The sequence below is a fragment of the Streptomyces sp. NPDC004126 genome (assembly GCF_050275515.1).
GTDB lineage: Bacteria > Actinomycetota > Actinomycetes > Streptomycetales > Streptomycetaceae > Streptomyces.
Window position 1 is genome coordinate 54537 of sequence record NZ_JBNNPF010000005.1, and the last position, 22138, is coordinate 76674.

The following is a 22138-nucleotide window of genomic DNA, read 5'->3' on the forward strand; positions in this document are numbered from 1 at the left end:
AGTCGGAGCATGCGCATCGTCTCCCTGCTCCCGGCGGCCACGGACATCGTGGCGGATCTCGGACTCGTCGCCGACCTGGTCGGACGCACCCACGAATGCGACTGGCCGCCCGCCGCGGTGGCCTCCGTACCGGTCGTCACCCGCGCCGAATTCGACGCGGACGCACTCAGCAGCCGGGAGATCTCCGAGGCCGTCGGCGGGTCTGCCCACTCCGGCTCCTCGCTCTACACCCTGGACACCGAAGCCCTCGCCGAGCTCGCACCGGAAGTCCTGCTCACCCAGGACCTCTGCCAGGTCTGCGCCGTCTCCTACGAGAGCGTCACCCGGGCGGTGCGCGTCATGGAAGCCGGACCCCGGGTCCTGAGCCTGGAGCCGAAGACCCTCGACGACGTGCTGGACTGCCTGGTCACCGTGGGTGACCTGCTGGGGGTACGTGAGCGGGCCCTGCGCCGCCGCGCCGAGCTGCAGGGCCGGCTCGCCGAGGTGCGGCGCCGTACGGAGGGCCGGCCGCGGCCCCGGGTGGTGGCCGTCGAGTGGCTCGACCCGCTGTGGCCCGCCGGCCACTGGGTACCGGAACAGATCGCCGCGGCGGGCGGCGAGCCGCTGCTCGCCGAGCCTGGCGAGCACACCGAACCGATGACGTGGGAGGCGGTGCGCGAGGCGCACCCGGACGTGGTCCTCGTCCTGCCGTGCGGCTTCCCGCCCGAGCGGACCCTGACGGAGCTCGGCCTCCTCACGTCGCTGCCCGGCTGGGACGAACTGCCCGCAGTGCGGGCAGGGGAGGTGTGGGTGCTGGACGGCCCCGCGTACTTCAACCGGCCGGGCCCCCGCGTGGTCCGCGGAGCCGAGGTGCTCGCCCACGTGCTCCACGGAGTGCTGGTGGGGGACCCGGTGACCGAGGCGGAGGCGCACCGGCTGGGCTGAGCCGGGTGTTCACCCCCGGTCGCGGGCGACCGGGTAGGGGATGAAGGTGCTGCTGTTCTCGTCGACCGCGAGCGGGCGGCCCAGCGGCGGAACGGCGCGTTGGGGGCAGTCGAGGCGCTCGCAGAGACGGCAGCCCATGCCGATGGGGGTGGCCGCCTCGGCGTTGTCGAGGTCGAGGCCGTCGGAGTAGACGAGCCGGGGCGCGTGGCGGATCTCGCAGCCGAGGCCGATGGCGAAGGTCTTGCCGGGCTCGCCCCAGCCGCCGCGGTGCCGGGTGACCGCGCGGGCGGTCCACAGGTACCGCTGGCCGTCGGGCATGGCGGCGACCTGGACGTGGATGCGGCCGGGCGCGGCGAAGGCCTCGTACACGTTCCACAGCGGACAGGTGCCGCCGGCGCGGGAGAAGTGGAATCCGGTGGCGGACTGCCGCTTCGACATGTTCCCGGCCCGGTCGACCCGGACGAAGGAGAAGGGCACCCCGCGCAGCCTGGGGCGTTGCAGCGTGCTCAGGCGATGGCAGACGGTCTCGTAGCCGATGCCGAAGTGGTCGGTGAGCCGCTCGATGTCGTACCGGAACTCCTCGGCGGCCGAGTGGAAGGCGCCGTACGGCAGGATCAGCGCGGCCGCGAAGTAGTTCGCGATGCCGATCCGGGCCAGACCGTGTGCGGGGGCGCCCTGAGGGAAGTCCTCGGCGGCCAGCCGGTCCAGCTCCGCCCCGTACTCCAGCAGGGCGAGCTGGGTGGCCATCCGGAACGCCTGCTGGCCCGGCCGCAACCGGCCGGACAGGTGCAGGACCCGCGCGCCCGCGTCGAAGTGGTGGAGGCGGTCGGAGTCGGCGGCGAGGCGGAGTCCGTGGTGCTCGGTGAGACGGCGCGACAGCACCCGGACGACCTCCCCGGGGCGGATGCCGATCTCCCGGGCGAGGGCCTCGGCGGCGAGGTCGGTGTCGTGGAGGTAGTTCTGGCGGCGGTAGAAGAACTCCCGGATCTCCTCGTGTGGCGAGCGCGGCGCCGCCGGGCCGCCGTCCCGTCCGTCCGCGGTGTCCGCGAGCCGCTCGGCCAGGAGTTGGCTGCGCCGTCCCAGGTCCAGCAGGACAGCGGCCACGGCCGGCATCCGGGTGGCCAGTTCGGCCAGGTCGGAGGGGGAGACCCGGGCCTCGGCGACCTCGCTCGCCAGGGCCTCGCGCAGGTCGGCGACGAGCCGGCTGGTGTCCCGTTCGGAGAAGAAGCCCGGGTCGACGCCGAACGCCTCGGTCAGCCGCAGCAGGACCGGCACCGTGAGGGGCCGGGAGTCGTGCTCCATCTGGTTCAGGTAGCTCGGCGAGATGCCCAGGACCCGGGCCAACTCGGCCTGGCTCATCCGGCGCTCCTCGCGCAGCCTCCGCAGGCGCGCCCCCGCGTACGTCTTGCTCACCTGGACTCCTCCGGCCTCGACCGGCTTCAGGTTACGCATGATCCTGCCGTTTCCAACCTTCGCAACCTTGGCAAAAAGGCCGCAGAAGATTCGCAGAAGTTGGCATACGTACCGCATTGATGGCACTGCGTGCCGCTGTCAGAGTCTGTCCTGCGGCCGCCGGACCCCGGCAGTCGAGAAGGACACTCCAGGCACGACTCATGCCCTGACGTCGGCGATCCCGGCAGTCCACACTCGGCTGACCTGCAACATTGCTCAGTTCAACCCAGGACCCGGCGGCCGCCACCCCTATACGCGGCACAGAGTGCCATCGGCTCGCCGTGATGAACGAGCGCGTTGGCAGACCAAGCGATTCATGGAGACGGTGACGGTCATGGCAGACACGAACACGACGGCGGCCGCCGAGCAGCTCAAGCAGAAGTGGGCCACGGACCCGCGGTGGGCGGGCATCGAGCGGACCTACTCCGCCGAGGACGTGGTGCGGCTCTCGGGCAGCGTCCGCGAGGAGCACACCCTGGCCCGGCGCGGCGCCGAGCGGCTGTGGCGACAGCTCCACGAGCAGGACTACATCCACGCCCTCGGCGCCCTCACCGGCGGTCAGGCGGTCCAGCAGGTGCGGGCCGGCCTCCAGGCGATCTACCTCTCCGGCTGGCAGGTGGCCGCCGACGCCAACCAGGCCGGACACACCTACCCCGACCAGAGCCTCTACCCGGTCAACTCGGTCCCGCAGGTGGTCCGTCGGATCAACAACGCGCTGCTGCGCGCCGACCAGATCGCCACCGCCGAGGGCGGCACCGACACGACGGACTGGCTCGCGCCGATCGTCGCGGACGCGGAGGCCGGCTTCGGCGGCCCGCTGAACGCCTTCGAGCTCACCAAGGCGATGATCGCGGCGGGCGCCGCCGGCATCCACTACGAGGACCAGCTGGCCTCCGAGAAGAAGTGCGGCCACCTCGGCGGCAAGGTCCTCGTCCCGACCTCCCAGCACGTCCGCACCCTCAACGCGGCCCGCCTGGCCGCCGACATCGCCGACACCCCGACCCTGATCATCGCCCGTACGGACGCCCTCGCCGCGACCCTGCTGACCAGCGACGTGGACGAGCGCGACGCGGAGTTCTGCACGGGCGAGCGCACCGCCGAGGGCTTCTACCACGTTCGCAACGGCATGGCCCCGGTCATCGCCCGCGGCCTCGCCTACGCCCCGTACGCCGATCTCATCTGGGTCGAGACCGGCACCCCGGACCTGGAGCAGGCGCGGCAGTTCGCCGAGGCGATCCACGCGCAGTTCCCGGACCAGATGCTGGCGTACAACTGCTCGCCCTCCTTCAACTGGAAGGCCGCGCTGGACGACGACCAGATCGCCAAGTTCCAGCGGGAGCTGGGCGCGATGGGCTACCGCTTCCAGTTCATCACCCTCGCCGGCTTCCACTCCCTCAACCACGGCATGTTCGACCTCGCCCGCGGCTACGCCGAACACGGCATGACCGCCTACGTCGACCTCCAGGAACGCGAGTTCGCCGCCCAGCAGCACGGCTTCACCGCCGTCAAGCACCAGCGCGAGGTCGGCACCGGCTACTTCGACCTCGTCTCCACCGCCGTCAACCCGGCCTCCTCCACCACCGCTCTCGCCGGCTCCACCGAGGAAGAGCAGTTCCACTAGGAACCGTCTTCCCTCCCATCCGGCCACGCCCAGCCGGCGGCCGTCGTCGCCCGAAGGCGCCCGAGGCATCTCCCTCGGGCGCCGGCCGCCCACCCCCGAGGAGCAGAACCGCATGTCATCCACGTCCCTGACCGCCGGTGTCCGAGTCCTCGGCACACCGGGTGAGCGCCACGACGAGATCCTCACCCCGGCGGCGCTCGGCTTCATCGCCCGCCTCGACGCGGCCTTCGCGGGGCGTCGTCTGGAGATCCTCAAGGAGCGCCGCCGCCGGACCGGCAACCTCGCCTCGGGGACGCCCCTGGACTTCTCCCGCGCCACCTCAGCGGTCCGCGCCGACCTCGACTGGCGGGTCGCGCCACCCGCGCCCGGACTGACCGACCGCCGGGTGGAGATCACCGGGCCGCCGGACCGCCGGATGGCCGTCAACGCGCTCAACTCCGGGGCCAAGGTCTGGATGGCCGACTTCGAGGACGCCACCGCCCCCACGTGGAGCAACGTCATCGGGGGTCAGCTGACCCTCCTCGACGCCATCGACCGGCGCATCGACTTCACCACGCCCGAGGGCAAGGAGTACCGCCTCGGTACGGACCTCGCCACGATCATGGTCCGCCCGCGCGGCTGGCACCTCCTCGAAGAACACCTGGAGATCGACGGCCGGCCCGTCCCCGCCTCCCTGGTCGACTTCGGCCTCTACTTCTTCCACTGTGCGCAGCGGCAGATCGATGCCGGCCACGGCCCGTACTTCTACCTCCCCAAGCTGGAGAACCGGTACGAGGCCCGCCTGTGGAACGACATCTTCGTGCTGGCCCAGGACCTCCTGGGAATCCCCCGTGGCACGGTCCGCGCCACCGTCCTGATCGAGACGATCACTGCCGCGTTCGAGATGGAGGAAATCCTCTACGAACTGCGCGAGCACAGCGCCGGGTTGAACGCAGGCCGCTGGGACTACCTGTTCAGCCTCATCAAGACCTTCGGCCACCGTACCGACTTCCAGCTCCCGGACCGGGCTGCCGTCACCATGACCGCTCCGTTCATGCGCGCCTACACCGAACTCCTCGTCCGCACCTGCCACAAGCGCGGCGCCCACGCCATCGGCGGTATGGCCGCCCATGTCCCCAGCAAGGACCCGGCCGCGAACGAAGCGGCACTCGCGAAGGTCCGCCTCGACAAGGAGCGCGAGGCCGAGGACGGCTTCGACGGCTCCTGGGTCGCCCACCCCGGGCTCGTCCCGGTCTGCCGCGAGGTCTTCGACGGCGTTCTCGGGAACCGGCCGCACCAGCTGGAGCGCACACGCCAGGACGTCGAGACCACGGCTGCCGACTTGCTCTCGGTACGCCGGATCGCCGCACCCCCCACCCTCGACGGCGTCCGCTCGAACGTCGCCGTGGCCCTGCGCTACTTCGACGCATGGCTGCGCGGCCACGGCGCCGTCGCCCTGTACGGTCTCATGGAGGACGCGGCCACCGCCGAGATCGCCCGCGTCCAGATCTGGCAGTGGCTCCGCCACGACCGGGTGGAACGCGCCGCCGTCGTCGACCTCCTCGACGCCGAATGCGCCGCCCTGGAGGCGGAGGATCCGCAGGCCCTGGTCGTCGAGGCACGCGAGGTCTTCGTGGACGGCGCTCTCTCGGGGCGGCTCCCGGCCTTCTTCACCCCGGATGCGTATTCCCGCCACCTCGTTCGTCGCGCTCCTGCGCAGGTGACAGCGTGAACGCCCCGATTCAGCCTCACGACACGCACGGCATCCAGCGGGTCGGAGTCGTCGGCGGAGGCCAGATGGGCGCCGGCATCGCCGAGGTCTGCGCCCGGGCCGGACTCGACACCGTCGTCGCCGAGGCCGACGCGGCCGCCGCCCTGGCAGCCCGCGAGCGGATCGCCGTTTCCCTCGAACGCGCCGTCCAGCGCGGGAAACTCGACCGGATATCGGCAGAGGACGCCCTCGCTCGGCTCCTGTTCACGGGTGATCTGGAGGACCTCGCCGACCGCCAGCTGGTCATCGAGGCGGTCACCGAGAACGCCGACGCCAAGACCGAGATCTTCACCGCCCTGGACAAGATCGTGGAGGACCCGGAGGCGATCCTCGCCACCAACACCTCCGCCATCCCCGTCATGCGGCTCGGCATGGCCACCCGCCGCGCCGACCACGTACTCGGCCTGCACTTCTTCAACCCCGTACCCGTCCTCCCGCTGGTCGAGATCGTGTCCTCCCTGCACACCGCGGCACATGTGGCCGACACCGTCGAGACCTTCGTCCGCGACACCCTCGGCAAGACCGCCGTCCGCTCCCAGGACCGGGCCGGCTTCGTCGTCAACGCCCTGCTGATTCCCTACCTCCTCTCGGCCGTCCGCATGGCCGAGTCCGGGTTCGCGACCGCGAGGGACGTGGACGCGGGCATGGAGCTGGGCTGCGCCCATCCCATGGGCCCGCTCAGGCTCGCCGACCTCATCGGCCTGGACACGGTCGCCGCGATCGCCGAATCGCTCTACGACGAGTTCAAGGAACCCTTGTACGCCCCGCCCCCGCTGCTCCAGCGGATGGTTCAGGCGGGGCTGCTCGGCCGCAAGACCGGCCGCGGGTTCCACACGTACGACCGGGACTGAGAAGTCCCGGTTCGCCGCCCGGGTTCTGAGGGTGCCCGGCAGCTGAGGAGCGACGGGGCGTGGCGAGTGGTGTCGTCACGCCCCGTCCCGCTGCCCTTCTTCAAGGGTTTCCTTCCGGCCCCCGCCCGGCACGCCGTACGATGCGTTCTGCTCCGGCCCACGCGGCGGGGGCTCACAACCGAATGCACGCACAACTGGGGGAAGCCGGTGGGATTCCGGCGCTGACCTGCAACCGTGAACGGGGCTGACCGCACCGTGAGTCGGAGTACCCGGGGTGCGATGCGTACTGCTTCTCACTGTCATGGTCTGCAGCGCGAAGCCCCCAGCCCCGGCCGGCACCTCTTGCCCGCTTCCCCCAGGGAGGCGGGCAAGGGTCGGCGCGTGGGTCGGAGGGATCGCGGGCTCGGACCGTCGTCCCTCTCAGGAAGAAGGCACTCCATGCGCCGAATACCCGCCCGCCGCTCCGTGATCACCACCGTCGCGCTCGGCCTCGCGCTCGCCACCGCTCCGGCCGTGGCCGAGGCTGCCCCCAAGCCGAACACGAACGCGGCCGTCAAGGTCGACCTCACCGTCCAGGGCCCCAACGGACTGCTGTTCAAGGGCAAGATCAAGACCAAGGGGCACGACGTCTCCACGGCGACCGGAGGCACCCACAAGTGCGACGGCACCAACGGCGGTGCCAACCCGTCCAAGGTTCCCACTCCGACCGCGGCGCTCGACGATGCTGCCCGCCTGAACTACTTCGGCTGGGACGGTACTTGGTACGCGTCCTTCGACGACTACTCCGTCGACACCATCAAGAACGTCAGCGGAGGCGGCTCCGCCTACTGGAGCATCTCCGTCAACGGCACTCCCACCCCCGTCGGTGGCTGCCAGTTCAAGCTCAACGCGGGCGACCAGGTCGCCTTCACCTGGACGTCGTTCTAGTCCACCCCGACGGAAGCGCGGTGGGCATCCACGCTGTATGCGCTCCCCCGGACCTCCTAACGGCTGCGCTGACGGCCGCCAGAAGCACGGGAGGGTGCTTCCGCCTGCCTTCCGATCACTCGGTGGGCCTGCTCTACTGCGGCTTCCAAGCCGCTGAGCAGGCCCTTGGCCGTCTGGGGAACGGTCGTGGGAGCGTCCGTCGGAACCTTGCAACCCCCACCGCCACCGGATGGTCAGGCGCCCCACCGCAGTGCGATGGTGTCGCCCACGTTGATGACCTTCTCGCGGAGCGCCCCGGCGAAGGAGGAGCCGTCGACGCTGACCTTCCAGGTGTTCGAGCCGCTGTTGGCCTTGCCGTTGACACTGGTGATGGTTCCCGTGCCGGAGGACGGGGTCACGGCCGTGACGCAGCCCGAGGGCGTGGCCGCGCTGGTCGCGGCGGCCAGGACGTCGCCGAGGGTGGTGGTCGTACCCGTCGGCGTGAAGGCCACCGAGCAGACCTTCAGGTTTCCGGCGCCGTCGTCGACCGTCAGTGCCAGCTTCGTCGCGGTCCCGGAGGTGAAGGTCGACTGGGCGACCCACTGCGGGGCGCCCGGGGTGACCGGGACCGGCGGGGCGGTGGTGAAACCGCCGCCCGCGACCGCGCGCAGCGCGTCGATCGAAGAGTAGGCCGAGGGGGTGGTGTCGGAGGGCTTGTACTTGAAGCCGCCGGCCGGGTTGTACTGGTTGGCGATCAGGAAGTCGATCGGGGTCTTGCCGCTGCCGGTGAGGAAGTCGCCGGTCTGCGGGTTGAATCCGCAGGCGTTCAGACCCGCGACGCCCCAGCCGTTGGAGCTGGTGTTGACCCCGTACAGGGAGTTGAACGCACCGGTGCCCGGGACGAGGGTGCTCTTGAGGAAGTTCTTCGCCTGGACGACGTCGGTGTCGGTGTTCGGGACCCCGGAGACGCACAGCGCGGCCATGGCGGCGCCCGTCATGTCGACGTCGCTCGCGGAGTTCAGGACGGTGGGGTTGCCCTCGGCCTTGTTGAAGGTCCAGCCGCCGTCCACGTGCTGGTTGGCGCGGATGCGGGTGACCATGGAGTCGGTCAGCGCCTGCGGGACGCGCTGCGCGCCGCCCTGCGTCTTGGCGCCGCCCAGCGAAAGGGCCGCGAAGACCGTGCCGTTGAAGTTCCCCGACGGACCGAAGTAGCCCGCCTCGGCCGTCTGCCAGTAGGAGTAGACGTTCGCGATGAGGTTGCGGGAGGCCGAGACGCGGGCCGGGTCGATGCCCGCGGCGTAGGCGTTCAGCGTGCCGCGTTCGTAGTCGGTGACGACCGGGGAGGCCTGCGGCCAGCCCGCCGTCGACAGCAGGTTGCGGTAGACGGTCCGCGCGTTCTTCGTCGTGTCGCCGCCCGGGTAGACGTCGACGACGGCCGTGCCGGCGGCGGCGAAAGCGGTGAACGCCCACTCGTTCGACAGGCCGGCGCCGGCATACGAACCGTCCGCTGCCTGAAGGGACTTGAGATATGCCACACCATTGGTCCTGGACGTGGCGATCTGCGCGGGCGACGACGTGGCGAAGGCCGGCAGCGCGGTGAGAACGAGGGCGCCGAGCGCGGCGGGCACCGCGAGCGCAGAACGGCGGGAGGTACGGGGACGGGACATGGCCTGCTCCTGGAATGAGGGACGCCGACCTGACCGATGCTCCTGCGAGCGGGCAGCCCGGAGCACGGTGGCCGCCGTCCGAACGCGTGGTACGGCTGGTGAATTGCCTCGCCGCACGGGCATTCGGGCTCGTGAACGGCCCCCTGCCGTCCCACACCGCTGCGCGTCAGCCCCGGATTCACACCGGGTTCCCCCATGTGGCAGCCCAGGACGCTACCCGAGCGATCACAGGTCCGCCAGCGACGAATGCGGCGGGCGGTCGCGCGGACCGGGGCCGGTGACGCGTGAGACGCAGACCACCTTGACGCTGTCTTTATCAGCGTGGTCCACTCCGACTGATAAGCACTCAGTTCCAGGGGAAGCCGGTCGAAATCCGGCGCTGACCCGCAACCGTAGGCCCGGCACCGTCCGGGCGAGTCGGAATGCCTGGAGCCAGGTTTTTGCAGCGAGAAACGCCGTCGCGGACTACGGCGTGGTTCGAACGGCTTCCCCATGGCGTCATGCCTTCGGAAGACCTTTTGCCACGCACAGGTCCGCCCGGCCGACACGAGGGGCCGTGGTGGGGACCGCAGAGCGATCACAGCAACGCATGCGCAGCAAGGGACTGCTGTCGCTCATGTCGGCGGCGCTCCTGACCTTCGCCGCGAGCGTGGCTTTCGTGGGCGGGACGGCTCCCGCCTCGGCCGATCCGATCGAGCAGTGCACCGCCACCACGGGCGCCATCGTCGCGGTCGACTTCGGTCCCTTCGGCGGCAAGGTCGAGCGTGGCTGTGACACCACGCCCACCACCGGGTACGAGCTGCTGCACACCGGCGGCTTCACCACCGTGGGCACCGTCCACGACGGCGACGGGTTCATCTGCCGCATCGGCAAGGGCACCGGGACCCAATACCCCACGCCGGACAAGGAGGACTGCGTCCTCACCCCCCAGGCCACCGCCTACTGGTCGTACTGGATCGCCTCCCCCGGTGAGAAGAACTGGACCTACAGCCCCCTCGGCGCGATGGCGCGCACGCCGAAGCCCGGCGACGTGGACGCCTGGGTGTTCGGCGGCACGGACGTCGGCGGCACCTCCGGCAAGCCCTCGTTCTCCCCCGACGAGGTGCGGGCCGGAGGCGGGACCACCCCCGATCCGACCGTTCCCACGGCTCCGCCCACCGTGCCCGCAGGGAAGGTCGACGCGCCCGCCGCGATCCGCTGGATCACCGGAAAGCTGACGGACGGGGAACGCGTCGTCGACGACGGTGCCACCACCGCGAACCACTTCCTCACCACCGAGGCGGTCTTCGCCCTGGTGTCCGCCGACCCGAAGAGCCCGGCGGCGAAGAAGGCGGCCGACTTCCTGGCCGCTCCCGCTCAGACGGACGCGTACGCCTACCCGGCCGGCAAGGACGGCATCCCCGACGCCACCGCCGCCGCGCGCCTCGCACTGGTCGCCGAAGCCACCGGCAAGGACCCCCGCGCCTTCGGCGGACACGACCTGCTCGGGGATCTCGTGAAGTACGTCTGCCCCCGGAACGCCGGCGACGGCGCCCCGGTCGACGGCTGCCTCACCAAGGGCGACTTCCGCACCACCGGCCAGTCCGACGCCCAGGCCATGGCCGTCATCGCCCTGCTGAACGGCGGCGTCACCCCGCCCGCCGACGCCGTGAACCGGCTGACCGGCCTGCAGTGCGAGGACGGCGGATTCACCGGCATCCTCATCCGCACCGGCGGCAGGTGCGACAGCGACGCCAACTCCACCGGTCTGATCACCCTGGCCCTCAGGCGGGCCGGCGGCCACGACGCCGCTGTCCAGAAGGCCCGCGGCTACCTCAAGAAGTCCCAGCTGGCGACCGGTGCCTGGCCCTCCGCCTCCTACATGACAACCGGCAGTCCCGCCTCCACCGCCTGGGCCGCCCAGGCCCTTCGTGCACTCGGCGACGACGCCTTCGCCGACGCCGGCCTCTCCTGGCTCTCGCGCCACCAGTTCCCCGCGGGCGGCTTCGGCTTCGAAGAGGACGACACGGAATCGCGGCTCTTCGCCACGGCGCCCGTTGCCGTCGCCGCTGCCAAGAGCGACCTCGTCGCCCTCACCACCAAGAAGAGCGACCCCCCGACCACGCCCCCGGCCGGTGACGGCCCGGACCTGAAGAAGGCCGTGGCCTACCTCACCGCTCCCAAGCAGCTGATCCAGGGCCGCTACTACGAGAGCAGCCCCGGCTTCGCCGACTACGGAATGACCATCGACGGCGCCTACGCGCTGGCGGCCACGGGCGGCAACGACGCCACCCTGCGCGACATCGTCGACTTCCTCGACAAGGGCGGCAAAGACGGCAAGGGCCGCACCATCGACGCCTACACCCTGATCGGCACCAAGTACGCCGGCGGCGGCTCCATCGGCAAGACCGCCCTGCTCGCGGAGGCGGTCGGCCGCGACCCGCGCGCCTTCGGCGGCCACGACCTGATCGCGGCCCTCGCCCAGGGCACCTGCACCACGAAGACCGACACCCCCCGGCAGTGCGCGGCCAAGGGCAACTACACGTACGCCACCTCGGTCTTCTCCCAGTCCCTCGGTGTCATCGCCCAGCTCCGCGCCGGCGAGAAGACTGCGGCGTCCGAACCGATCGCCTACCTCAAGAGCCTGCAGGAGGCATCCGGCGCCTGGCCCAGCCTGATCGGTGAGAAGAGCGCTGCCGAGGTCGACTCCACGGCGATGGCCGCCATGGCCGTCGATCTGCTCCCCGACGCCGAATCCCAGGCCTCCGTCACCAAGGCGATCGCCTGGCTGGTGACGCAGCAGCTGGAGGACGGCGGTTTCCCCGGCGCCTCCGGGAACTCCGTCAACTCCGCCGCCCTCGCGATCCAGGGCATGTCCCTGGAGGGCGCGAAGTACGCGGACAACATCGCGAAGGCGCGCAAGTTCCTGGCCACCCAGCAGAACGCCGATGGCGGCTTCAACGTCGTCAAGGGCGGTCAGCCCGGTTCCGACGTCCGCGCCTCGACGCAGGCCGTCGGGGGTACCACCGGCATCTCCTTCGCCGTCCTCAAGCGCGACCTGACGGGTACCACCCCCAACCCCATTCCCACCCCCACGGGCGGAACCAACGGCGGGTCCGCAGGCACCTCCGCCGGCGGCGGCGGCACCCCCGTCATCGTGACCCCGGGCGAGAACGGCGGCGGCACGGCCGCAGGCACCGGCGGCTCCGGGTCCGGCGGTGGCCCGCTGGCCTCCACGGGCGCCCAGGTCGGCACGCTCGCCGCCGCGGCCCTGATCCTGGTCCTCGGCGGCTGGGGCGTCACCCGCGCCGCGAAGCGCCGCCGCGCGACCCCGAGGAGCGAGGGATGAGCCGCAGCCGGTTCATGCGGGCCCTGGCCCGGACGGCCGCCGCGCTGGGAATGACGGTGGCGGCGTTCGCCGCCACCGCGGCCCCGGCCGGCGCCGCCCCACAGGCGATGGGCCAGTGCACCACGTCGTCGGGCGTCGTACTCGCCGTGGACTTCAGCCACTGGGGCGGCCCGGTCTACCGCTCCTGCGGGACCACCCCCACCACCGGCTACGAGCTGCTCAACCAGGGCGGCTGGGCCACCACCGGCACCGGCCATGATGGCCCCGCCTTCATCTGCCGGATCGGCTACAGCGGCCACCAGGGCGGCAGGCAGTACCCGACCCCGCAGCAGGACGACTGCGTCCTGACCCCGCCGGCCTCCGCCTACTGGTCGTACTGGCACGCGAACCCCGGTCAGAACACCTGGGAGTACAGCCAGCTCGGCGCCATGCTCTACAAGCCCAAGCCCGGCAGCGTCGACCTGTGGATCTTCGGCGGAACCAACATCGAGGGCACCGAGGGCAAGCCCACCGTCACCCCCGACCAGCTCCGCGCCCACAACACCAAGCCCACCGGCGCCCCGGCCCCCCAGGACACCCGCACCGCCGAACCGCTCCCGCCGAACGTCAACACCGGCCCCAGGCCCGAGAACCCGCCTCCGGCCGCGCCGGCGACGACACCGCCGCCGAGCGCCACGGCCCCGGAGAGCCCCTCTCCCTCGGCGAGCCCCTCCGAGAGCATCACCCCGACCCCGTCGGCCAGTGCCCCAGCGGCAGCGGCAGCGGCACCAGCCCCCGGCCCCCAAGTCGTGGAGGCGGCTCCCGCGGCCGACGCTGAGCACGATGCGGGCTCGTACCTGCCCGCCGTCGCCACCGGAGCACTGGTGTTGCTGATAGGGGCAGCCGCCGTGTTCGCGGCCAGGCGTCGCCGTCGTACGGAGTAGCCGCGTGACACGTACCCTCCCCGCCGCATCGGTGAAGCCGCCCGCGTCCGGCCCGGCGCCGAACGCGGGCGGCCGCCGCCTGCCCCGCACCCTGCACCCTGTCGCCTGGTGGGTCTGGGCCCTCGCCCTCGCCACCGCCGTCAGCCGCACCAACAACCCGCTGCTGCTGTTCCTCGTCCTCGCGGTCCTCGGCTACGTCATCACCATGCGCCGCACCGAGGCCCCCTGGGCCCGCGGATTCAAGTACTACCTGTACCTCGCCCTCACCGTGGTCGCGATCCGCGTGACCTTCCGCGCGATCTTCGCCACCGGCATCACCCCGCGCGACCACTTCCTCTTCTCCCTCCCCCACATCCCCACCCCCGACTGGTACGCGGGCATCCAACTGGGCGGACCCGTCTCCCTGGAAGCGCTGCTCTCCGCCGCCACCGACGGGCTGCGGCTCGCCTGCATGCTGTGCTGCATCGGCGCCGCCAACACCCTCGCCAACCCCAAGCGGGCCCTGCGCGTCCTGCCCGGCGCCCTGTACGAACTCGGCGTCGCCGTCACCGTCTCCATCAGCGTCGCCCCCCAGCTCGTACAGAGCGTCCAGCGGGTCCACCGCGCCAAGCGGCTGCGCGCCGGCCGCTCAAAGGGGCTCCGCGCCCTGCGCGGCATCGTCGTACCCGTCCTCGAAGACGCACTGGAACGCTCGCTGCGCCTGGCCGCCGCCATGGACTCGCGCGGCTACGGCCGCGCCGGTACCGCGACCCGCCGCTCCCGCCGGGCCACCGGAGCCCTGATGCTGCTCGGCATGTGCGGCCTGTGCGCCGGGGCGTACGGACTCCTCGACGCCACCGCGCCCAGGCTGCTCGGTCTGCCCGCCATGGGCGCGGGTGCACTCCTCTGCTTCGCAGGACTGCGGCTGGGCGGTCGCCGCATCACCCGCACCACCTACCGGCCCGACCCCTGGCGGTTCGCCGAATGGGCCGTCGCCGGCTGCGGAGTGCTGTCCGCCGTGCTCCTCTTCGCGAACGTCGGCTTCAACGCGGCCGAACTGAACCCCTCGATCTATCCGCTCAGCTGGCCGACCCTGCCGCTGGTCCCCGCGGCCGCGATCATTCTGGCCGGCACTGCGGGCTTCCTGGCTCCTCCCCCGGCACCACCGGCCCGACCGACCGTCCCCGCCCAGCGCACCGAGGAACCCAAGTGATCCACTTCGACCAGGTCACCGTCCAGTACGAGGACACGGCCGAACCGGTCCTGCGCGACGTGGACCTCACGATCGACGAAGGCGAACTCTGCCTCGTCGTCGGCCACACGGGTGTCGGGAAATCCACCCTCCTCGGCGCCGTCAACGGCCTCGTCCCGCACTTCACAGGCGGCACCCTCTCCGGCCGCGTCCTCGTCGACGGCCGCGACACCGCCGCGCACCCACCACGCGAACTGGCCGACGTGGTGGGGGTCGTGGGGCAGGATCCGCTGGACGGGTTCGTCACCGACACCGTGGAGGAGGAACTCGCCTACACGATGGAGCAGTTGGCGGTCCCGCCCGCCACGATGCGCAAGCGCGTCGAGGAGACCCTCGACCTCCTCGGCCTCGCCGACCTGCGCCACCGCGCGCTGCACGAACTCTCCGGCGGCCAGCAGCAACGCGTCGCCATCGGCTCCGTCCTCACCGCCCACCCCCGGATCCTGGTCCTCGACGAGCCCACCTCGGCTCTGGACCCCACCGCGGCCGAGGACGTCCTGGCCGCGGTCACCCGCCTCGTCCACGACCTCGGCGTCACCGTCCTGTTGGCCGAACACCGCCTGGAACGCGTCGTCCAGTACGCCGACCGCGTCATCCACCTCCCCGGCGACGGCCGCGTCGCGTCCGGCCCACCCGCCGAGATCTTCCGTACGACGTCCATCGCGCCGCCGATCGTGGAGCTCGGCCGCGCCGCCGGGTGGGCCCCGCTCCCCCTCTCCATCCGCGACGCCCGCCGGGCCGCGGCCCCCTTGCGCACCCGGCTGACCGGCACCACCCCCGAGCCGGCCCGCCCGCCGCTCGACGCCGACCGGCCCAGCCTTCTCACCGCCCGCGGCGTCACTGTGAGCTACCAGGGGGTGCCGGCCGTACGCGAGGTGGACCTGGCCCTGCACGGCGGCGAGGTCACCGCCCTCATGGGCCGCAACGGCTCCGGCAAGTCCTCCCTCCTGTGGGCCCTCCAGGGCTCGGGCCCCCGTGCGGCCGGCACCGTACGCATACCGACGGACACGGCGGAGCCCGCCGACCCCCGCAAGCTGTCCGCCACCGAGGCCCGCAAGCTCGTGGGCCTGGTCCCGCAGACCCCCACCGACCTCCTCTACCTGGAGACGGTGAAACAGGAACTCGACCAGGCGGACGCCGAATCGGCCGTTACCGCCACCGGCACATCGGCCCGCGCGATCCTGGACCGACTCGTACCCGGCCTCCCCGACACCACGCACCCGCGCGACCTGTCGGAGGGGCAGAAACTGGCCCTGGTCCTCGCCATCCAACTCGCCGCGGCCCCGCGGGTGATGCTCCTGGACGAACCCACCCGGGGACTGGACTACCGGGCCAAGGAACAACTCATCCGCATCGTCAACGACCTCGCCGCGGAGGGCCGGGCCGTCGTGATCTCCACGCACGACGTCGAGTTCGTCGCCCGCGCCGCCGACCGCGTCGTCGTCATGGCCGAAGGCGACATCGTGGCCGACGGACCCACTACCGACGTCATCGTCGCCTCCCCCGTCTTCGCCCCGCAGACGGCGAAGGTCCTCTCCCCGCTCCCGTACCTCACGGTCGCCCAGGCGGTCGCAGCCCTCGGCGACGACACCGGAACGGACACCGCCTCGTGACCGCGCCGAGTCCCGCCATCAAGATCCGCCCCCGGGCCGCAGCCGTCATCGCCATGGCCGCCTTCCTGGGCATCGTCGCCTTCTTCTGGCCCTTCCTCGTCGCCCCGGGGAAGTTCGGCTCCAACTACGCCCCGCCCCTCATCTTCGGCGTGCTCCTCGTCATCGTCCTCTCCGTGGTCATCTCCGAGATCGCCGAAGGCGGCATCAACTCCAAAGCCCTGGCCATGCTGGGCGTCCTCTCCGCCGTCAACGCCGCCATCCGCCCCCTGGGCGCGGGTACCGCAGGCATCGAGACCGTCTTCTTCATCCTCGTGCTGGCCGGCCGCGTCTTCGGCCCCGGCTTCGGCTTCACCCTCGGCTGCACCTCCCTCTTCGCCTCCGCCCTCATCACTGGCGGCGTCGGCCCGTGGATGCCGTACCAGATGTTCGGCTGCGCCTTCGTCGGCATGCTCGCCGGGTTCCTCCCCCGAGCCACCGGCCGCCGAGAGGTCGCCCTCCTGGCCGCCTACGGATCCGTCTCCGGCTACCTCTTCGGCTTCCTCCTCAACCTCTCCTTCTGGCCTTTCTCCCTCGACCCCAACAGCTCCATCGCCTACCTTCCAGGCCTCCCCTTCACCGAGCAGTTCCACCGCTACCTCGCCTTCGACCTGGCCACCTCCCTCGGCTGGGACACCGGGCGCGCCGTCACCAACTTCATCTGCATCTGCCTCGCCGGCCCCGCTGTCCTCACCGTCTTCCGCCGCGCCGCCCGCAAGGCCCGCTTCCAGGCCCCCATCCGCTTCCTGCCCACTCCCACTGCGGCCGGGGCTCCGGGCGACACGAAGACAACGGATGACTCGGGGCTTCCTCATGACCAGCCGTCCGGATGACTCCGGTCCTCGCCGCCGGCTGGACCACTGAACAACGCAGCCATCACTGGCCGGAGCACGGCGAGGGGGCGCAGCAGCAGCGAAACGCCGCCTTTCTGCTCCATGGGCACGAGCGGCTGGTGATCCGGCAGCTCGACCGACGCTCGCCCCGGGTGAACGGGCCCGACAGGACAGCGATGCCGGCCGGGCGCGAGAGCGGCCCTACGGGGTCAGGCGAGATCCCGGGCGTCGAGCGGCAGCCGCCAGGAGTTGCGGCGGTGGGCCGCTTCGTACTCGGCCTGGAGCGGGGACGGGGGTACGGTCAGCACGGGGCAGGCCGCGTGCGCGAGGACGTAGCGGGCCACTGAGGGGCGGAGGATGCGGCGGAGCGGCCCTTGCGGGCCCGCGCCCACCACGAGCAGGTCCTCCGGATCGCGCGCGACGTCGACGAGCGCGGCGCCGGCCGTGCCCCGCACCGTGAGGGCCGTGACGGTGACGGCCGGAGTACCGGCACCGAACGCGGCGCCGAGGACCTCGCGCAGCCGGTCCGCCGCGGCCGACCGGCACAGCGCCAGGACCGGCACCCCGCAGGAGGTGCGGCTGCCCGGTCCGCCGTCCGGAGCCTGCCACGCCAGCACGGCGCACAGCTCGACCCGCCGAAGCCGGGCCTCGACAGCAGCCCGGTGAAGTGCTCCGAGGCCGCCCAGGCCCTCACTGACACCGACGACCACCTTCGGCACGCTTCCTCCCTCATGGCTCCGTCCGGGAGGCTCATCCAACGGCAGGGACACCTTCCGCGGACGGTTCGCTGACGGTCCTCTGACGCGGTCGGCAGCGACTCTGATGCGTTGCTGACGCCTCACGTCCCCGGCCGTCAGCACGCCGTATGAACTCCGGCCCACGCCGTCAAGATCCCGTCAGGGGCTGGCCGCAGGGGCACCGGCACGGGGATAGCTTTCGAGTGGCCGCCCCGGACGCCTCCCCGCACCCGGGGCACCGTCCTTCTCTGTTCACGGCTCCCCAGGAGGGCCCCATGTGCCTGTTCCACTACGACGACGACCCCGAGCCCGAGGAACGCGTCCCGGCCGGACTCCTCTACGTCCCCGTCCGGCCGGGAACCGCCGAGGTGGTGGTCCGCCTGTTCCGCACGCCGCTGGGCGCACGGACCGCGGTCGGGTTCACCGACCCCGGCCGACTGGCGGCCACGCTCGGCGCGGAGCACCCGTGGATCAGGCTCTCCGAGCCGGCGCTCCGGGCGATGTCCGAGCCGCTCGGGGTGGTGCTGTTGACCGTGGATCCGACGTTCACCGCACCCGCGGTCACCAGGTCCGTCACCAGTGGTTCCCCCGCGCTCGCCCCGAAGCCTCGGCGAGCCTCTTCGGCCTCGGCCGCGTGAGAAGGGAGACCGCGCGATGACCACCGCTGTCATTCCGGCCTCGGCACCGGGTACGGACGACCTCTCCGTCTGGCCGGCTTCCACGACCCGGCTCCCACACGGCGGCCTGGCCGTCGCCGGCGTCGACCTCGCGGAGGTGGCGGAGCGGTTCGCCACTCCCGTCTACGTCCTGGACGAGGGCGAGGTCCGCGAGCGCTGCCGGACGTACCGGACCGCGTTCCCCGGCGCCGAGGTCCTCTACGCGGCGAAGGCGTTCCTCTCCCGCGCGATGGTGCGCTGGGTGCAGGAAGAGGGGCTGGGCCTGGACGTGTGCTCGGCCGGGGAGCTGGAACTGGCCGTCATGGCGGGGTTCCCGCCCGAGCGGATCGTGCTGCACGGCAACGCGAAGTCGCCGCACGACCTCGGCACGGCACTGCGCCTGAGGGTCGGCCGGATCGTGATCGACAGCCCTTCGGAGATCGCCCGCATCGCCGCCGCCATAGGGCCGGACGGGCACCAGAAGGTGCTGGTGCGGGTGGTCCCGGGCGTCTCCGCCGGCGGCCACGACAAGATCCGCACGGGTACCGACGGGCAGAAGTTCGGGCTCTCCCTCAGCGACGGGTCCGCATTGCACGCCGTGGCGCGGGTGCTGGCCCAGCCGCAGCTGGAGCTGACCGGACTGCACTGCCACATCGGCTCCCAGATCACCGAGGTCAAGCCCTACGTCACCGCCCTGCGCCGCATGGTCGGGCTGATGGCCCGTATCCGCGACGCGCACGGCCCCGTACTGCCCGAGCTCGATCTGGGCGGCGGCCACGGCATCGCCTACCGGCCGGGCGAAACGGCCCTGGACGTCGCCGCGCTCGCCCGCAAGCTGCGCAGCGAGTTGATCGGGGCCTGTGCGGCAGCGAGGCTGTCCGTCCCGCGGCTGGCCATCGAACCGGGCCGGGCCGTGGTGGGCCCGGCCGGGGTCGCCCTGTACCGGGTCCTGGCCGTCAAGCACACCGGGGACACGCTGTTCGTCGCCGTCGACGGGGGCATGAGCGACAACCCCCGGCCCGCCCTGTACGGGGTCCGGTACGCGCCCCGGCTGATAGGCCGGGCCTCCTCGGCCCCTCCCCGTACGGCGACCGTCGTCGGCCGGCACTGCGAGGCCGGCGACGTGCTCGCCGCCGGGGTGGAACTGCCCGGTGACGTCCGGCCCGGCGACCTGATCGCCGTACCGGTGGCCGGGGCGTACCAGCTGTCCATGGCGTCCGGCTACAACATGGTGGGCAGGCCGCCGGTGGTCGCGGTCGACCAGGGCACCGCCCGGCTCCTGGTCCGGCGCGAGACCCTGGAGGACCTCCGCGTGCGGGACATCGGCGGGTGAGGCCGGCTCGCCGGTCCTGCCGGGCCTGGGGTGGGGTACGCGTCTACGGCTGGTAGACGAGCTCGATCACCATCGCGGCGATGACGCTCCAGACCCCGATCCCGAGCAGCCACAGGGCGTCGAGTACGGCTCCCGTGGCGATGGCGGTCAGGCCGGCCGCCCCGAGGACGAGTACGGTCCGGCGGACTTCGTGGTCCGGGCGCGAGCGAGGGGTCACAACAGCCAGAATCCCGCTGGACGGGCGCCTTGGCGACTGTCCGGCGGGATTCCTGCCGGCTTCCTTGCGCCGTCGGTCAGCCGGCGTGGATGTGGGGGCGGCGGGCGCGGTCCGGTTCGGCTTCGCGGATGACCTCTCGGGTGACGGGGGCGACTTCGCCCTGGCCGAAGAGGAAGAACCGGAAGAAGTTGGCCATCGGGTTGCCCTCGGTCCACTCGAAGTAGATGTGGGGCCGCTGCCCGGTCTCGTCGCGGACGTGGAGCAGGAGGGCGGCGAGGGCGTTGGGGATGCTGGAGCTCTCCAGGGTCAGGACGCGGTAGCGGTCGTGGAGGACTTCGCCGCGTACGCGCATGCCGGATTCGAATTCGGACGCGTCCAGGACGGTGACCTCGACGAACATCACGTCGTCCTCGGCGGGGATGTCGTTGTCCGCGCGGATCTGGGCCTTCTTCTGCCGGTACTCCTCCAGGTCCCGGTTGTCGGGCTCGTTGGCGATGAACCGGATCGTGCGGTTGGCGGTGTCGCGGATGAACCGCTCGGCCATGTCGTCGAACTCGATGTGCGTGACGCGCAGCTCGAAGACGCGGGCGAGGCGGGAGAGCAGGGACAGGGCCATGATGCCGGCGATGAAGCAGGCGCCGATCTTCACGCCGTCGGGGCGTTCGGCGACGTTGACGGCGGTGGTGTAGACGAAGACGGCGGAGATGATCCCGAAGCCGATGGTCCAGCCGCGTTCCCCGGCCCGCCGGGCGGCGATGGTCACGGCGACGGCCGCCGAGGTGATCAGGACCAGCACACCGGTGGCGTAGGCGCCGCCCTGGGCGTCGACGTCGGCGTTGAAGATCCAGGTCACCAGGAACGCGACGAGGGTGAAGACGATGACCATCGGGCGCAGGGCGCGGGCCCAGTGCGGGGCCATGCCGTAGCGGGGCAGGTAGCGCGGCATCAGGTTGAGCAGCCCCGCCATCGCGGAGGCACCCGCGAACCACAGGATGCAGATGGTCGAGACGTCGTAGACGGTGCCGAAGGCCGAGCCCAGGTATTCGTGGGCCAGGTAGGCCAGGGCGCGGCCGTTGGCCTCACCGCCCGGCTGGAACTGGGCGGCCGGGATCAGCAGGGTGGTGATGAGGCTGGAGCAGATCAGGAAGACGCTCATGATCACGGCCGCCGTGGTCAGCAGCTTCTTGGCTCCGCGGATCCGCCCGGCGGGCTTCTCCTCGGTGTCCGAGGAATCGCCCTGGACGTGCGGCATGACGGCGACACCGGTCTCGAAACCGGAGAGGCCGAGCGCGAGTTTGGGGAACACCACGAGAGCGATGGCGATCATCATGAAGGGGTTGCCGTGCTCGGCGGTCAGTGCGGTCGTCCAGTCGGTGACGACCTGCGGCTGCGTGAACACGTTCCACAGCCCGACCGCCACCACGACGACGTTCAGGGCGAGATAGATGCCCACCAGGACCACGGCGACGCCGATGGCCTCGCTGAACCCCTTCAGGAACACCCCGCCCAGCAGCGCGATCAGGACCAGGGTGATCAGCACCTCGTGGCCGTGCAGAGCACTGGTGAGGTGCGGATTCTCCACCATATGCGCGGTCGCGTCGGCGGCCGAGAGGGTGATCGTGATGAGGAAGTCGGTCGCCGCGAACCCCAGCAGGGTCAGGACGAACAGCTTCCCCTTCCAGAAGGACAGCAGCTTCTCCAGCATGGCGATGGAACCCTCGCCGTGCGGGCTCTCCTCGGCCACCCGCCGATAGACGGGCAGCGCACCGAACAAGGTCAGCAGCACGAGCACGATGGTCGCCAGCGGCGAGAGCAGACCGGCCGCGAGGAAGGCGATGCCGGGCTGGTAGCCGAGGGTCGAGAAGTAGTCCAGACCCGTCAGGCACATCACCCGCCACCAGGGCCGGCCGTGCGGCTGGGACGCCGCCTCCTTGGCCGCGGGCGAATTGTTCTCGGCGGTCAGGCCTTCCAGCATCCAGGCGCGCAGACGCGAGGAGCGGGCAGGGGTGGCCATCGTGGGACGCTCCTGTCGTACAACATGGATTCAGCCATCGGAGTCG

The 22138-nt window shown here is 71.6% G+C and carries 17 protein-coding genes and 2 riboswitches; of the genes, 12 read left to right on the plus strand and 5 right to left on the minus strand.

Annotated elements, in window-relative coordinates:
• Positions 1–9 precede the first annotated feature (9 nt).
• A complete protein-coding gene (locus tag ACQKM2_RS06845) occupies positions 10–924 on the plus strand; it encodes a cobalamin-binding protein (RefSeq protein ID WP_427707231.1) in 915 nt (304 codons plus the stop codon).
• 9 nt (positions 925–933) lie between these two features.
• On the opposite strand, the gene ACQKM2_RS06850 is transcribed toward ACQKM2_RS06845, so the two are convergent.
• Complete coding sequence (locus ACQKM2_RS06850) at positions 934–2337, minus strand: short-chain fatty acyl-CoA regulator family protein (protein WP_427707387.1); 1404 nt, start codon at positions 2335–2337, stop codon at positions 934–936.
• 373 nt (positions 2338–2710) lie between these two features.
• Here ACQKM2_RS06850 and aceA point away from each other — a divergent pair, with 373 nt between their 5' ends.
• The 4 genes from aceA to ACQKM2_RS06870 all read left to right on the plus strand — a co-directional run bounded on the left by aceA (position 2711) and on the right by ACQKM2_RS06870 (position 7525).
• The gene (gene aceA / locus ACQKM2_RS06855) at positions 2711–3997 is read left to right on the plus strand and encodes an isocitrate lyase (RefSeq protein WP_427707232.1); all 1287 of its coding nucleotides are present in this window, start codon (positions 2711–2713) and stop codon (positions 3995–3997) included.
• A 112-nt stretch (positions 3998–4109) separates the two neighbouring features.
• Positions 4110–5708: a malate synthase A gene (aceB, locus tag ACQKM2_RS06860; protein WP_427707234.1), complete on the plus strand. Its 1599-nt coding sequence runs from the start codon at positions 4110–4112 to the stop codon at positions 5706–5708.
• A complete protein-coding gene (locus tag ACQKM2_RS06865) occupies positions 5705–6598 on the plus strand; it encodes a 3-hydroxybutyryl-CoA dehydrogenase (protein ID WP_427707236.1) in 894 nt (297 codons plus the stop codon). Before aceB ends, ACQKM2_RS06865 begins: the two co-directional genes overlap by 4 nt.
• A gap of 438 nt (positions 6599–7036) precedes the next feature.
• Positions 7037–7525: a DUF4430 domain-containing protein gene (locus ACQKM2_RS06870; RefSeq protein ID WP_427707237.1), complete on the plus strand. Its 489-nt coding sequence runs from the start codon at positions 7037–7039 to the stop codon at positions 7523–7525.
• Positions 7526–7758: 233 nt separating this feature from the next.
• Here the strand turns inward: ACQKM2_RS06870 and ACQKM2_RS06875 are convergent, their stop codons facing one another.
• Positions 7759–9171, minus strand: coding sequence for a hypothetical protein (locus ACQKM2_RS06875; RefSeq protein WP_427707238.1), 1413 nt, complete (start codon positions 9169–9171; stop codon positions 7759–7761).
• 97 nt (positions 9172–9268) lie between these two features.
• A riboswitch (cobalamin riboswitch) is annotated at positions 9269–9402 on the minus strand.
• A gap of 79 nt (positions 9403–9481) precedes the next feature.
• A riboswitch (cobalamin riboswitch) is annotated at positions 9482–9617 on the plus strand.
• 143 nt (positions 9618–9760) lie between these two features.
• On the opposite strand from ACQKM2_RS06875, the gene ACQKM2_RS06880 reads away from it, so the two are divergent.
• The 5 genes from ACQKM2_RS06880 to ACQKM2_RS06900 are packed head-to-tail and all read left to right on the plus strand — an operon-like array spanning position 9761 to position 17135.
• Positions 9761–12499 (plus strand): prenyltransferase/squalene oxidase repeat-containing protein, encoded by a 2739-nt coding sequence (locus ACQKM2_RS06880; RefSeq protein WP_427707239.1) that lies wholly within the window; start codon positions 9761–9763, stop codon positions 12497–12499.
• Complete coding sequence (locus ACQKM2_RS06885) at positions 12496–13422, plus strand: hypothetical protein (RefSeq protein ID WP_427707240.1); 927 nt, start codon at positions 12496–12498, stop codon at positions 13420–13422. The genes ACQKM2_RS06880 and ACQKM2_RS06885 overlap by 4 nt, the downstream gene beginning before the upstream one ends.
• Before the next feature lie 4 nt (positions 13423–13426).
• Positions 13427–14614, plus strand: a complete 1188-nt coding sequence (locus tag ACQKM2_RS06890) for an energy-coupling factor transporter transmembrane component T (protein ID WP_427707242.1) — start codon at positions 13427–13429, stop codon at positions 14612–14614.
• Positions 14611–16266 (plus strand): ABC transporter ATP-binding protein, encoded by a 1656-nt coding sequence (locus tag ACQKM2_RS06895; protein ID WP_427707243.1) that lies wholly within the window; start codon positions 14611–14613, stop codon positions 16264–16266. The genes ACQKM2_RS06890 and ACQKM2_RS06895 overlap by 4 nt, the downstream gene beginning before the upstream one ends.
• Before the next feature lie 53 nt (positions 16267–16319).
• Positions 16320–17135 carry an ECF transporter S component gene (locus tag ACQKM2_RS06900; protein WP_427707388.1) on the plus strand — a complete coding sequence of 272 codons (816 nt, stop codon included), beginning with the start codon at positions 16320–16322 and terminating at the stop codon, positions 17133–17135.
• Between the two features lie 209 nt (positions 17136–17344).
• Here the strand turns inward: ACQKM2_RS06900 and ACQKM2_RS06905 are convergent, their stop codons facing one another.
• On the minus strand, positions 17345–17854 hold the full coding sequence (locus ACQKM2_RS06905; RefSeq protein ID WP_427707244.1) for a universal stress protein: 510 nt from the start codon (positions 17852–17854) through the stop codon (positions 17345–17347).
• A 293-nt stretch (positions 17855–18147) separates the two neighbouring features.
• Between ACQKM2_RS06905 and ACQKM2_RS06910 the strand changes: the two genes are divergently transcribed.
• Together ACQKM2_RS06910 and lysA are read left to right on the plus strand one after the other, a co-directional pair.
• Positions 18148–18510, plus strand: a complete 363-nt coding sequence (locus ACQKM2_RS06910) for an SAV_915 family protein (RefSeq protein ID WP_427707246.1) — start codon at positions 18148–18150, stop codon at positions 18508–18510.
• 16 nt (positions 18511–18526) lie between these two features.
• Positions 18527–19861 carry a diaminopimelate decarboxylase gene (lysA, locus tag ACQKM2_RS06915; RefSeq protein WP_427707248.1) on the plus strand — a complete coding sequence of 445 codons (1335 nt, stop codon included), beginning with the start codon at positions 18527–18529 and terminating at the stop codon, positions 19859–19861.
• A 43-nt stretch (positions 19862–19904) separates the two neighbouring features.
• Here the strand turns inward: lysA and ACQKM2_RS06920 are convergent, their stop codons facing one another.
• Together ACQKM2_RS06920 and ACQKM2_RS06925 are read right to left on the minus strand one after the other, a co-directional pair.
• Positions 19905–20078, minus strand: a complete 174-nt coding sequence (locus ACQKM2_RS06920; protein ID WP_427707249.1) for a hypothetical protein — start codon at positions 20076–20078, stop codon at positions 19905–19907.
• A gap of 76 nt (positions 20079–20154) precedes the next feature.
• Complete coding sequence (locus ACQKM2_RS06925) at positions 20155–22092, minus strand: amino acid transporter (protein ID WP_427707250.1); 1938 nt, start codon at positions 22090–22092, stop codon at positions 20155–20157.
• Positions 22093–22138 lie beyond the last annotated feature (46 nt).

Excerpts from the sequence above, each read along its gene's own strand:
- lysA (WP_427707248.1), top strand. The coding sequence starts at position 18,527 with ATGACCACCGCTGTCATTCCGGCCTCGGCACCGGGTACGGACGACCTC.
- ACQKM2_RS06870 (WP_427707237.1), top strand. The coding sequence starts at position 7,037 with ATGCGCCGAATACCCGCCCGCCGCTCCGTGATCACCACCGTCGCGCTC.
- ACQKM2_RS06925 (WP_427707250.1), bottom strand. The coding sequence starts at position 22,092 with ATGGCCACCCCTGCCCGCTCCTCGCGTCTGCGCGCCTGGATGCTGGAA.
- ACQKM2_RS06885 (WP_427707240.1), top strand. The coding sequence starts at position 12,496 with ATGAGCCGCAGCCGGTTCATGCGGGCCCTGGCCCGGACGGCCGCCGCG.
- ACQKM2_RS06880 (WP_427707239.1), top strand. The coding sequence starts at position 9,761 with ATGCGCAGCAAGGGACTGCTGTCGCTCATGTCGGCGGCGCTCCTGACC.
- ACQKM2_RS06900 (WP_427707388.1), top strand. The coding sequence starts at position 16,320 with ATGGCCGCCTTCCTGGGCATCGTCGCCTTCTTCTGGCCCTTCCTCGTC.
- aceA (WP_427707232.1), top strand. The coding sequence starts at position 2,711 with ATGGCAGACACGAACACGACGGCGGCCGCCGAGCAGCTCAAGCAGAAG.
- ACQKM2_RS06875 (WP_427707238.1), bottom strand. The coding sequence starts at position 9,171 with ATGTCCCGTCCCCGTACCTCCCGCCGTTCTGCGCTCGCGGTGCCCGCC.
- ACQKM2_RS06845 (WP_427707231.1), top strand. The coding sequence starts at position 10 with ATGCGCATCGTCTCCCTGCTCCCGGCGGCCACGGACATCGTGGCGGAT.
- ACQKM2_RS06910 (WP_427707246.1), top strand. The coding sequence starts at position 18,148 with ATGTGCCTGTTCCACTACGACGACGACCCCGAGCCCGAGGAACGCGTC.
- aceB (WP_427707234.1), top strand. The coding sequence starts at position 4,110 with ATGTCATCCACGTCCCTGACCGCCGGTGTCCGAGTCCTCGGCACACCG.